Annotated in this window: 10 protein-coding genes; all 10 read left to right on the top strand. The window is 39.8% G+C overall.

The window, feature by feature from the left end; all coding sequences use genetic code 11:
* Positions 1 to 101: 101 nt before the first annotated feature.
* The 10 genes from murI (at position 102) to LVD16_RS19680 (ending at position 13,200) form a co-directional block, all read left to right on the top strand.
* The gene (murI, locus tag LVD16_RS19725; RefSeq protein ID WP_233770010.1) at positions 102 to 914 is read left to right on the top strand and encodes a glutamate racemase; all 813 of its coding nucleotides are present in this window, start codon (positions 102 to 104) and stop codon (positions 912 to 914) included.
* 118 nt (positions 915 to 1,032) lie between these two features.
* Positions 1,033 to 2,121, top strand: coding sequence for a complex I subunit 1/NuoH family protein (locus tag LVD16_RS19720; protein WP_233770009.1), 1,089 nt, complete (start codon positions 1,033 to 1,035; stop codon positions 2,119 to 2,121).
* 10 nt (positions 2,122 to 2,131) lie between these two features.
* Positions 2,132 to 4,174, top strand: a complete 2,043-nt coding sequence (locus tag LVD16_RS19715) for a tetratricopeptide repeat-containing sensor histidine kinase (protein WP_233770008.1) — start codon at positions 2,132 to 2,134, stop codon at positions 4,172 to 4,174.
* 95 nt (positions 4,175 to 4,269) lie between these two features.
* Entirely contained in the window at positions 4,270 to 5,133 is an 864-nt protein-coding gene (locus LVD16_RS19710) for a 4Fe-4S dicluster domain-containing protein (RefSeq protein ID WP_233770007.1), read from the top strand.
* Positions 5,105 to 5,632, top strand: a complete 528-nt coding sequence (locus LVD16_RS19705; RefSeq protein ID WP_233770006.1) for an NADH-quinone oxidoreductase subunit J family protein — start codon at positions 5,105 to 5,107, stop codon at positions 5,630 to 5,632. Before LVD16_RS19710 ends, LVD16_RS19705 begins: the two co-directional genes overlap by 29 nt.
* A complete protein-coding gene (gene nuoK, locus LVD16_RS19700; RefSeq protein ID WP_233770005.1) occupies positions 5,625 to 5,927 on the top strand; it encodes an NADH-quinone oxidoreductase subunit NuoK in 303 nt (100 codons plus the stop codon). Before LVD16_RS19705 ends, nuoK begins: the two co-directional genes overlap by 8 nt.
* Entirely contained in the window at positions 5,928 to 8,066 is a 2,139-nt protein-coding gene (gene nuoL / locus LVD16_RS19695) for an NADH-quinone oxidoreductase subunit L (RefSeq protein ID WP_233770004.1), read from the top strand.
* Positions 8,067 to 8,070: 4 nt separating this feature from the next.
* Positions 8,071 to 9,804 (top strand): complex I subunit 4 family protein, encoded by a 1,734-nt coding sequence (locus LVD16_RS19690; protein WP_233770003.1) that lies wholly within the window; start codon positions 8,071 to 8,073, stop codon positions 9,802 to 9,804.
* Between the two features lies 1 nt (position 9,805).
* Positions 9,806 to 11,305, top strand: coding sequence for an NADH-quinone oxidoreductase subunit N (locus LVD16_RS19685; protein ID WP_233770002.1), 1,500 nt, complete (start codon positions 9,806 to 9,808; stop codon positions 11,303 to 11,305).
* Between the two features lie 8 nt (positions 11,306 to 11,313).
* Complete coding sequence (locus tag LVD16_RS19680) at positions 11,314 to 13,200, top strand: amidophosphoribosyltransferase (protein WP_233770001.1); 1,887 nt, start codon at positions 11,314 to 11,316, stop codon at positions 13,198 to 13,200.
* Positions 13,201 to 13,286 lie beyond the last annotated feature (86 nt).

Below are 13,286 nucleotides of genomic sequence, written 5' to 3'. Positions count from 1 at the left end.
GAGAAGGTTAGTAAAGGATGCATCGCAACCTTTTATTTTTTACCTGTAAAATACTTAGCTCTAACTCTTTATGATAGCTTTGCAGATCATAATCTGATACCATGAAAAATAAGCAGGCACCCATAGGAATATTTGATAGTGGCATAGGTGGCTTAACCGTAGCTCATGCTATCCGCAAGATATTGCGGAATGAGTCTCTCATATATTTTGGAGATACGGCTCACCTACCTTACGGAGATAAATCAGAGGCTGCAGTACAGGCCTATTCTATTAAAATAGCGGATGTATTATTGGGCAGAGGGTGTAAAATTATTGTGATTGCCTGTAATTCGGCTAGTTCTGCTGCTTATGAGCTGCTAAAAGAATATGTAGGCAGTAGAGCCAAGGTGGTGAATGTGATTGATCCTATGGTCAGTTTTGTGAAGGAGAAGTTTTCAGAAACTAAAATTGGTCTTATAGGAACCAAGCGTACGGTGCAATCAAATATTTATGCCCGTAAAATCGAAGAGCTTGTCCAAGGGATAGAACTAGCCTCATTAGCTACGCCTTTACTGGTGCCAATGATTGAAGAAGGCTTTTTTAATAATAAAATCAGTAGTGAAATAATAGATCAATATCTCAGTGATGAATTGCTACAGAATATTGAAGGACTTATCCTGGGGTGCACCCATTATCCGTTGGTGAAGAACCAGATAGAAAAATATTATCAAGGTAAAGTGCAGGTGTTGGACTCTTCGGAAATTACAGCATTATATCTAAAAGATCGGTTAATAGAGTTTGATATACTGAATGATCAGGAAACAGAACCTGATGATCGATTTTTAGTATCAGATTATACAGAGTCATTTGAGGCTTCCACCAAGCTTTTCTTTAATCAGCGAGTACACCTGGAAAAGTATGCTTTGTGGGATTGATACCAAAAAAATCTCCTAAAGCTGTTTGATAATTATTTGCTTGGTAATATATTCAAAGCATTAGATTGTAGTATTAGCAGTAATTTTTTTAATTTGCGCGTCAGCTAAGTAATTGTACATGTCAACCATCCTTTTTTTCCTTCCTTTTCTATTACTATTTGCTGTTTTAGCTATTTATGCCGAGAGAAAGGTTTCTGCTTTTATTCAGGATCGTTTTGGCCCAATGGAAGTAGGATATTACGGAATTCTACAGACCATTGCTGACTTACTCAAGCTGCTGCAAAAAGAAGATATTGTACCCACCAAAGCCGATAGGAAGCTTTTTCTAATCGCTCCTGTAATTATTTTTACGTTTGTGTTTGCTGGTTTTGCCGTGGTGCCTGTAACATCAGGCTGGGAGGGTGCTGGTATAGAAACAGGCCTGTTTTTCCTGTTGGCAATAGTTTCACTAGACGTGATCGGAATAATTATGGCTGGCTGGGCGTCTAATAATAAATACTCTTTGTTCGGAGCCATGAGGTCTGCGGCTCAGATTATCTCTTACGAAGTGCCATTAACTATAAGTGTTTTATCCGTGGTAATGATCTCCCAAACTTTAGATCTGCAGGAGATTTCCATGCAGCAAGGTGTATTGGCAGACAGTGCGGAGCCTAATTATCTGTTTGGGATAAAAGCTTTGGGAATAAATATTAACGAGATAGGAGGCATCTTAAGCTGGAATATCTTCAGAGTACCGGTTTTGTTTGTGACCTGGATAATTTTCTTCATTACTTCTTTAGCAGAAAGTAATAGAGCTCCTTTTGATTTGCCGGAGGCAGAATCTGAATTGGTGGCAGGTTTTCAAACTGAGTACTCAGGATTTAGATGGTCGGTAATTATGTTAGCCGAGTATGGTATGATGCTATTAGTGAGCTTTTTAGCAGTAATTTTATTCTTAGGAAGCTGGAATTCACCACTGCCAAATATTGGAGGAGTAAGACTAGCAGATTGGACCACTGGAGAAGTAGGCACAATAGCCGGACATGCCTGGAGTGCTTTTTGGTTGATTACCAAGTCATTAGTTATGGTATTAATACAAATCTGGGTTAGGTGGACCTATCCTAGAGTGAGAATAGATCAACTTATGACTATAGGTTGGAAATATTTAACGCCCATGGCATTAGTGGTATTATTACTGTGTGCTGTTTGGCGTATGTTTATGATTTAATGCTATTTATTTGAATAGAAGGCTTTACATCTTACTTATACTAATCACCTCTTTCACCCCACTGCTGGGCCAATCTAATACGGTGCTCAACCTGGAGACTCAGCTTTCTGGACTGGAAGATCCATTGCTTTCTGATTCGGCCAGGATGAAACGATTATTGCATTTAATCGATGAGTATGGCTTCAATAATGTAGATACCAGCATTTTCCTTACACAAAAAGCATATGATTTAGCCGTAAACATGGAAAATGATGTTTACCAAGCTATTACTTCAGAGAAGTTGGCTGTTTTTTATAACATTCAGAGTAACTATAGACAAGCCCTCAAATACGATCTAGAGAATTTACGACTGGCTCGTAAAATGAAAGACCTTACCTGGATCGTAAGTGCGCTGAACAATATAGGCGAAGATTATTATGATCTTGATCTTTTTAATGATGCCTTCGAATACTATCAGACCAGTTTAAAAGAGGCAGAGAAATCAGGAGATACTTTGGCTGTGGCTATTTCCACCTATAATATTGGGCGGGTCCTGAAATCTATGGGGCAGCTGGAAAAGGCCATGGAATACATAGAAAATTCACTTAAGATGAGTCGTAGAATAGGGGATAAGGAGGGTACTGCTTACTCATACCATGATATCGGCGAAATTCTAATCTTAGAGGGGCAATATGAGAAAGCATTGGAGAAGTTGAATGAGGCACTTCTGGTTTGTCGAGAACTTTCTATCACCGTTCTGGAGCCTCAGATCATGCATAAACTGGCTCAGGCCTATGAGAAATCTGAAAAGTTTCAGATGGCCTTGCAGTATCATGATAGTGCACAGGTATTGTATGAAAAAGTGGAGGGGCGAATTGGAATCGCTGAAGCGGAGCTTGGTAAAGGTATTGTTTACGTAAAGGTGCCAAACTACGAGAAGGCCATTAAGAGCTTGAATCATTCATTGGAAATGGCAGAATCGCTGGATAGCCGAGAGCTGATGATTAAATGTTATCTGGAGCTTTCCAATTATTATGAGCATCGTAAGATGTTTGAAACCTCATTAGATTACTATAAAAAGTATAAGGCCTTGCAAGACAGCCTGTTTGGAGAAAAGAAATCTGAACAGTTTGCTCAGATTCAAATCAAATATGAAACGGCTAATAAAGACATCGAGATCGCCTATTTGAACCAGAAGGAGGAACAGCGTAATAACCAGTTGAAGAACGAAGAATTCTTCAGAAATATTCTGGTGGTGATTTTAGCTTTTACTGCAGTGCTGCTCATCACCCTATACAGAAGTGGTGTAAGGAGAAAGAAAATTAACATGCTCTTGATCAAACATCAGGAAGAAATGGAAGAGCAAAGCCGGGAGATGGCTAGTCTGCTCGCTATGAAAGATAAGTTCTTTTCCATTTTATCACATGATTTAAGGTCTCCTATCAATGCTCTGGTAGGAATTCTAACCATTATTGACAGTGGACATATTACTCAAGAGGAGTTAAGAGAACATACCAAGGTCCTCAAGGCCAGATTAGAAAACGCCAAGAAGCTTCTGGGTAATCTACTAGACTGGGCTATGGTTCAAATGGATGAACTCACCATTCAAAATGAAACTCTGGATCTAAAAGAGCTGGTGGAAGAGAATATTACCTTCTTCCGTGAGACCAACGATAAACACATTCAATTCTTTAATAAGATAGATGAAGAAGAGCAGGTAAGAACAGATAGAAATATGCTGGACCTGGTCATCAGAAATCTTATATCTAACGCCATCAAATTTACTGAGGCTTCAGGCTTTGTTGAAATTACTGCCGAAGATAAATCAAATGACTGGTTGTACGTAAGAGTTACAGATAACGGAATAGGCATGAGTGAAGAGCAAGTAACACATCTCTTCGATAAATCAGGTCTTCATACTACCCGAGGTACTGAAAATGAAGAAGGTACTGGATTGGGCTTAAAGCTTTGTAAAGAGTTTATAGAGCGTATGGGGGGCGAATTATTGGTAGAGAGTAAGGAAAACGAAGGAACAACTTTTACATTCACAGTAAAAAAAGAACCTTTATTTTAAGGAATTTTCACTTATCCTTGCATTTCTTTAAAATCGTACTCAATATTTGTAGGTAAATGATGTTTGAAAAATCAACTAACCTATAAGTAGTTTTTATGACGGCCTACTTCAAAAATATCGGAAATTCTATTTCTACCTTGTGGACAGGGCTGAAGCTTACATTCAAACATATGAACACGGCTCGCCACACGGTTCAGAATAAGGATGTGAGCAGTGATAATTACTTTGAGCATCAAGACGGTCTGGTTACGGTCCAGTATCCGCACGAGAGCCTTCCCATTCCTGATAATGGCAGGTACAGACTTCATAATGAGATTGATGATTGCATAGTTTGTGATAAATGTGCCAAAATATGCCCGGTAGATTGCATTGAAATAGATCCTATAAAAGCAGTTAGTACTTACGGCAAAACTTCCGATGGTACTGCTAAACGTATTTATGCTGCTAAGTTTGATATAGACATGGGTAAGTGCTGCTTCTGTGGCCTTTGTACTACCGTATGCCCAACGGAATGTCTTACCATGACCAAGGCCTTTGATTTTAGTGAATATGATGTGGATGATCATACGTACTCGTTTGCTACAATGACTCCGCTGGAAATACTTACTAAAAAGCAAGAACTGGAAGAGTTTGAAAAAAATAAAGCTGCAGCTAAAGCTGATACAGCTACGAAATCTGCTTCGGTTGTATCCAAACCAAAGGCAGCAATGCCAAAACCAATGGCCAAGCCTAAAACTGAAAGCTCAGATAGCGAGGAAGCCACATCTGAGTCTAAGCCAAAGCCAAAGTTCATCCCTAAGATGAAACCGAAATTGAAGCCGAAGACAGAAAATACGGATAACGAGGAGGCAAAGCCGGAAGCTAAGGCAAAGCCGAAGTTTATACCTAAAATGAAACCGAAGCCGGTGATAAAGCCGAAGCCTTCGGAGGATGAGAAAGGAGACGATAGTGCTAATTGATATTCTGTTTTATATGTTTGCTGCCCTGGCGGTGATATCTGCTGGGTTCATTCTATTTACAAGAAACTTGTTATATGCCGCTTTCGCATTGGTAGCAACATTTCTGTGTGTGGCCGCCGTATATGTGTTGGCTCAGGCTGAGTTTTTAGCAGTAACTCAACTGATGATTTATGTAGGTGGGATTGTGGTGCTGCTGATATTTGGAGTGATGTTAACTAACAAAATCACTCAGGATGGGATAGTGACCAGCTCGCATAATAGGTTTTTGGGCCTGATTATTAGTGTAGCGCTGTTTGCAGTACTTTTCTATGGCATTTTAAAAATCAATTTTAGTAGTATTCCTTCAGGATCAGTAAAGCAGAATAATGTAAATCAACTAGGTGTGCAGCTTATGTCAGATTATCTGCTGCCATTTGAGATAGCAGCTATAGTTTTACTGGTAGCATTAGTAGGAGCAGCAGTGATTTCAGGCTACAAAAAACCAGGTATCGATGAGTAGTGAACATTATTTTATTCTTGCCGCAGCGCTTTTCTGCATCGGAATAGCCATTATTCTTACAAAAAAGAATGTGATCATGGTTTTGATGGGGGTGGAGCTGGTTTTAAATGCTGCTAATATTAACTTTGTTGCCGTAAACCGAATTAATCTAATTTCTTTGGATGGTCAATTCTTCGCGCTATTTGTGATCGTAATGGCGGCGGCAGAAGCAGCCGTAGGTCTGGCCATAGTATTGAAACTATACAAATATTTTAATACCACTGATTTAGATAAGATTAATCAACTTAAAGGATAAGTGATCAACCTAACAGAACTACTTCAACCTTTGGCCTGGAGCCAACCTACCATACTTTGCGTATTGGTTCTGTTATTGCCATTATTGAGCTTTATTATTGTATCCCTAATTCCTAAGTCGCAGGAGAAGGTGGCTTCTTTTGTGGGGATCTTCCTCACCTTAGTGGCCAGCATTATTTCAGTGTATCTACTGGTTTCTAAATGGTTAGGCCCTGATTTTCATAGTAGGATAGAATGGTTTTCTATCGCTAAATTACCACCATTTACTGTAGGAGTCTTACTGGATGATCCTGCCGCCTTAATGCTGGTAGTAGTTACTGTTATTTCATTTTTGGTGCATCTTTTCTCCACGGCTTACATGGATGGAGATGCAGGATATAAGAAATATTACGGCTTTCTGGGGCTGTTTACTTTTTCAATGCTTGGCATTATACTAGCAGATAACCTGCTGATTATCTTTATCTTCTGGGAGCTAGTAGGTCTTTCATCTTATCTGCTTATCAGCCATTGGAATCATAAGCACAGTGCCACGCAAGCCGCTAAAAAAGCATTTATCGTTAATAGAGTGGGAGACGTTGGTTTTATCATTGGTCTCTCTATTCTATGGATTCAGTTCAATACCCTGGATATTGAGGCGCTTAAAAGTTTAATGTCAGCCTCTGAGGTTATTGATGGTCAATGGGTTGCTGGGGCACATGGCCTGGATATGGTATGGCTCACCGTAGCGGGTATCTGCCTTTTTCTTGGAGCCATGGGTAAGTCAGCGCAGTTTCCATTACAAGTTTGGCTACCAGATGCTATGGAAGGTCCTACACCTGTTTCTGCATTGATTCACGCCGCTACCATGGTGGCTGCGGGTGTATATTTAATGGCCAGATCTTTTCCATTGCTCAGTGTAGATGCACTCACGGTGATAGCCACAATTGGAGGAATCACCGCCTTTATGGGAGCAATTGCAGCTTTGGCCCAACATGATATTAAAAAGGTATTGGCATTCTCTACAATCTCTCAGCTTGGCTACATGCTTATGGGAATGGGCGTGGGAGCATATGATGCCGCCTTGTTCCATTTGTTTACTCATGCATTTTTTAAAGCCTGTCTTTTCCTTTCCGCAGGGGCAGTGATTCATGCACTTCATGATTATGAGCATAGGGCTCATGTGCACTTCGATGCTCAGGACATGAGAAATATGGGTGGCTTAAGGAAGAAATTACCAGTGACTTTTACGGCATATCTGGTGTCTACCTTAGCACTGATCGGTATTCCATTTTTCTCCGGATTCCTTTCTAAAGATGCGTTATTATCGGGAGCATATGCTTGGGCAGATGTGATGTCAGAAAACACTATCTCATGGCATTATTTAGTGCCTGATCTAGGGTTTCTTACGGTGGTACTGACTGCTTTGTACATGGTGAGGCAGCTTTTACTGGTATTCTTTGGTGACTTTAGAATAGCAGAAGAAAAGGCCATTGATAAGAAAATCGAGGTGAAAGACGTGCCATGGGTAATGAAATCAGCTTTAATTATCCTTGCTGTAATGTCGCTCGGATTTATATGGTCATTGAATCCATTAAACCATGGCTTGAGCTGGTTTCTGGAGGCTTTGCAAGTACCTGAAATTGTAGTGCCAGGAATCAATAGTAATTGGCAGGAGCATTTAGCAGAATTAACGGAAGCCAATCACCTGCAAGTAACAGTGATCTCTATCAGTATGATCGTGATAGGTGCTGCGGTGGCTTGGTTTATCTACAGGCCTAAGAGTAATTACGCCATAAATTACTACAACCGTGAAGGAGCCAGAAATTTCTGGCAATGGCTATCATTTAATAATTGGTATTTAGATAATATTTATAATCGATTCATTGTAAGTCCGGTGGAGTGGATTTCTCGAAGACTGCAAGTTTTTGAGGCCAAAGTCCTGGACTACTTTATTGATAAGTTCGCAACGTTCAACATAATATTGGCTCATATAGTGGGCTGGGTGGACCGTGCTATTGTAGATGGATTTGTCAATTTTTCCGTTTTCTTTGCGGGGCGGGTAGGGCTTATGACCAAATCGATACAGGGAGGAAAAGTGCAAAGCTATATCGCTTTGGCGTTTGTGGGTATTTTAATATTCATTTTTTGGATAATCTGGTAGTTTAATGCTTAATAATTATTTGCTTTCAATACTTATATTCTTGCCTCTGGTGGCGTCACTAGTGGTAGCCCTATTGCCAGGGCAGTTTAAGAATGTATTTAAATATATAGCACTGGCTATAGCATCTGTACAAACTATTTTGGCTGTGGTGTTGTATTGCGCTTATGATGGTTCAATGGCTGGTGTTAATGACCTCAATGGCTTTCAATTCGTCGAGAATGTACCATGGTTTGATATCAGCTTGTCATCACTTGGACACATTTCAGCTGACTACCTGATAGGAGTTGATGGTTTAAATATGAGCATGCTTCTACTGTCTGTGGTGGTGATGCTAATCGGTACCATCGCTTCATGGAATATCAACCAAAAGGAAAAAGGATATTTCAGTTTATTATTACTATTAAATGGAGCCATTTTAGGCTGTTTTCTATCGTTAGACTTCCTGTTATTTTATCTCTTCTTTGAATTTATGCTCTTGCCGATGTATTTCCTCATCGGATTATGGGGTGGTGTAAGAAGAGAATATGCCTCTATCAAGTTCTTTCTTTATACATTACTAGGCTCTGTATTTATCCTTATTGTGATGATAGCGCTGAACTTATCGGTTATAGATCCTGCAGCTACAGCTGTGAATGCAGGCCTGGCTGAAAGTAAGTTGAATGTTTCTGGCGAGGTAATAGGACAGGTTCAGCAAGCTCTGGCTACGGGGCAAATAGAAGAGCAGAACATGGTTCATACCTTTAATATGGTTCACATGGCCAATCCGGCAAACTATATTCCAGGATCCATCATGGATTATAAGGTAGTGAAGATGATACTGGGCCAGGAGGGAAGGATGCTTATGTTCTTATTGCTATTCATTGGCTTTGCCATTAAAATACCGGTAGTGCCTTTACATACCTGGTTGCCTGATGCTCACGTGGAGGCTCCAACTCCAATATCTGTGATCTTAGCAGGAGTGCTTCTGAAAATAGGTGGTTATGGTCTTATGCGTACGGCTTTTACCATCATCCCGGATGGTGCCGTTCACTATGCCTGGTGGATGGGGCTTTTTGGAGTAATATCTATCATTTATGGAGCCTTAAATGCATTGGCCAGCAAGGACCTGAAGAAGATGATTGCTTATTCATCTGTTTCTCACATGGGGTTTGTGCTGTTAGGCCTGGCTTCTGTTACTACCGAGGGGATCAGCGGAGCAGTTTATCAAATGGTGAGTCATGGTGTTATTTCGGCCGCGCTATTCTTAATTGTAGGTGTAATCTATGAAAGAGGACATGACAGAATGATTGAGAACTATTCCGGTCTTGTTTCTAAAATGCCTAAATACACCATTTTTGCCGTTATCTTTTTCTTTGCATCATTAGGTTTACCTGGTTTCTCAGGATTTATAGCCGAGATTTTTGTGCTGTTGGGTTCTTTCAACTCTAGCATGATCAATGGCCTTTTACCTAAATGGATGACAGTGGTAGCCGCGCTAGGTTTGGTGTTTAGTGCTGCCTACTATTTGTGGACTATCCAAAGAATGTTCTTCGGTAAGTTCTTTACTAAAATTAAGCTTGGTGAAAGTGTTCTTTCTGACCTTAATGCCAGAGAGTATTTAATGCTTGCGCCTCTTGTGATCCTGGCCTTGGTTATGGGGATATTTCCAGGATTTTTACTAGATATTATTAATCAGTCTGTAGCTGTATTCACAGATCTTGTTACACAGCATGCGGCAGAACTAGTTCAGCAGAAATAAGGTGAGCAATTTACACGACAAGCTATCGATCATAACAGAAAGCCTTCAATTCTTTCTGCCGGAAATAGCCATAGTTATAGCCATTATAGTTGTGCTTATTGCTGGTCTTTTTAAATCAGGAAAATTAGAAGGTTTTTATAGAGCTATTTCTCTGTTGGCTTTGGTAGGAATAGCCCTGCTGCTTATTAATCAATGGCATTATTGGAATGATGCTGAGTCAGGGTTGCCATTATTCAATAATATGCTCCGTTTGGATGCTGCTGCCGTTTTCTGGAAGATAATCTTCGTATCTGGAGCCATCTTTACGGTTCTTATGGGGTATTATAATCAGCATTTGAAAGATAAGAGCAGTGAGTATTATGTGCTCATTTTCAGTATCCTTTTAGGTGCCAATGTTTTGGTGATGGCGCACAACCTACTCACCATCTATCTGGCTATAGAGCTTCTATCTATCTCTGCTTATATTTTAACAGCATTTTCATTTAATAGTGCATCGAAGGAGGCCGCTATTAAATACTTACTTTTTGGTGCGGCAGCTTCAGGAGTTATGCTCTACGGCATGTCATGGATTTATGCTATGACCGGCACTTTGAGCTTTGATAATATGCAGTTTGTAGAAAAGTTGCTTATGGCTCATAGCCTGCCTTTCACCATTGCTACTGTACTCACATTGGCTGGATTGCTTTATAAGATTTCTGCTGCACCCATGCATATTTGGGCTCCGGATGTTTACACAGCGGCACCAACGCCTATAGCTGCTTATTTCTCCATAGTTCCTAAACTAGCGGGAATGGGTATCCTTATGAAATGGATCATGTCCATACAGCTATTTGGCAATGCTCCGGTGAGCTGGATAGCTATCCTATCAGTGATTGCCATGCTCACCATTACCATTGGTAATTTCAGTGCTCTATGGCAAAATAATGTTAAGCGTATTCTGGCTTACTCATCTATTGCTCATTCAGGATTTTTGTTAATTGGCCTGGTAGCCTTTAGCGAAACAGCCTATAGAGCTATACTATTTTACTCGTTCGTTTATCTTTTGATGAATATGGCTGCTTTTCTATTCATCAATGAGGCAGAGCGTAAGTTAGGGTATACCAAGTTGGAAGATTATAAGGGTATGGTAAATTCACACCCTGCCTTTGCTATTGCCATGGTGATAGTGATGATATCATTAACAGGACTACCGCCAACGGTGGGCTTTACAGGTAAGTTTTTGCTGTTTAGTTCATTATGGGAGAGCTATAGTCATTCTGGAAATGACTGGGCTTTTTACCTGCTTATTTTTGGGTTGTTGAATACGGTGATATCATTATTTTACTATCTCAAGCTTCCTTATTTTATAATCTTTAAAAAATCTGAAATCCAGAAAGAAGGCCAATTAATATTCTCATTGCAGAATTTTTTAGGATTCTTTTTGGTTGTAGCGTTATTGTTATTATTCTTTAAACCAGATAGTTTGATGAGGATAATTAATAGTGTTAGCTTTGCATTTTAAACAGTGATATGAGCGACAGCATTAAACACGAATGTGGTATAGCCATGGTCAGGCTCAGAAAACCACTTTCATACTTCATTGAAAAGTACGGATCACCCACCTACGCAGTAAACAAAATGTATATTTTGATGGAAAAGCAGCGCAACCGAGGCCAGGACGGGGTCGGGATCGCTAACATCAAAATCGGCCAAAAGCCGGGTTTAAGATACATTAGTAGGTATCGTTCTATTGACCAGGAACCGATAAAATCCATTTTCGAAAAGATTGCTAAGAAGTATAAAAAAGCTTCGAAGGAAGGAAAGGATAACTATTACGATGAAACCTGGATGAAAGAAAACTGTGCTTTCACCGGTGAGTTGTGGCTTGGTCACTTGCGTTATGGTACGCATGGAAAGAACAGCATTGAAAACTGTCATCCTTTTTTACGCCAGAATAACTGGAGAAGTCGTAACCTCGTAGTTGCGGGTAACTTCAATATGACTAACGTTGATCACCTTTTTGATATATTGGTGAAGCTAGGTCAGCACCCTAAAGAAAAAGTGGATACCGTAACCGTAATGGAAAAAATAGGCCACTTTTTGGATGAAGAGAATAACGATATCTTCAGAAAATACAAGGAGCACTACACCAATCAGGAGATCACTGAAGTAATTGAAAGTGAGCTTGATCTACAAAAAGTACTGAGTAGAGCTTGTAAAGATTTTGATGGTGGTTATGCCATGGCAGGTATGGTAGGGCATGGAGATGCTTTTGTAGCACGTGATCCTGCAGGTATTCGTCCCGCTTACTATTATGCTGATGATGAGATAGTTGTAGTAGCCTCAGAAAAGCCGGCTATTAAAACGGCTTTTAATGTTGATTATGATCAAATTAAAGAAATTGATCCTGGGCATGCATTGATAATAAAGAAGGATGGGGAATACAGCCAGAAGAAGTTCATAGAGCCTATAAAGAAGAGCTCATGTAGTTTCGAAAGAATCTACTTCTCCAGAGGTACTGACCCAGATATATATAACGAACGAAAGAATTTAGGCAGGTTGTTAGTGCCTCAGATTCTTAAGTCTATCAATTTCGATCTTAAAAACACTGTTTTCTCATACATCCCAAATACGGCAGAAACGGCTTTCTTAGGCTTATTACAAGGAGTTGAAGACTACCTGAGTGCCAAGAGAAAAGAGGTGGTGCTAGATGGAAAGCCTCACATGGGTAATATGGAAGATTTTCTTTCTTTCCGTACCAGAGTGGAGAAAATTGTATTAAAAGATGCCAAGCTCCGTACCTTCATTGCTGATGATGAGCATAGAGATGAAATGGTGGCTCATGTTTATGATACTACCTACGAAGTAATCAACAAGGGAAAAGATACTTTGGTAATTGTAGATGACTCCATTGTGAGAGGAACCACTCTTGAAAAGAGTATCCTAACTATGGTGAATCGTCTGGAGCCTAAAAAGGTGGTGATAGTGTCATCAGCTCCTCAAATACGTTTCCCTGATTGCTATGGAATAGATATGTCTAAGATGAGTGAGTTTGTAGCTTTTAGAGCTATGGTAGAACTCATTAAGGATTATGGTAAAGAGGATTTACTTGATGAGGTATATGAGTTTTGTAAAGGAGCACTTCAGCGCAAAGAAAATATAAATCATATCAATAAGCTTTGGGATCAGTTTACTTATGAGCAGATTTCTAACAAAGTGGCAGAGATAGTGAAACCAGAAGGTATGACCGCCGAGCTAGAGGTAATTTATCAAACTGTAGATAACCTTCACAAGGCTTGTCCTAATCATAGCGGAGATTGGTACTTTACAGGTAACTTCCCTACGCCTGGTGGAACCAGAGTAGCTAATCAGTCTTTTGTGAATTATATGGAAGGTAAGCTGGTAAGAGCTTACTAATCCTTGAAAATAATATGAAATGAAAAAGGGGTCTTAAAATTAAGACCCCTTTTTTTATAGATGAAAGTGAAAGTGGTATTTCTAAA

It is taken from the genome of Fulvivirga ligni, assembly GCF_021389935.1.
Classification (GTDB): Bacteria; Bacteroidota; Bacteroidia; order Cytophagales; family Cyclobacteriaceae; genus Fulvivirga; species Fulvivirga ligni.
Note: the sequence above shows the minus strand (reverse complement) of the source record. Positions and strands in the feature narration are given on the sequence as shown.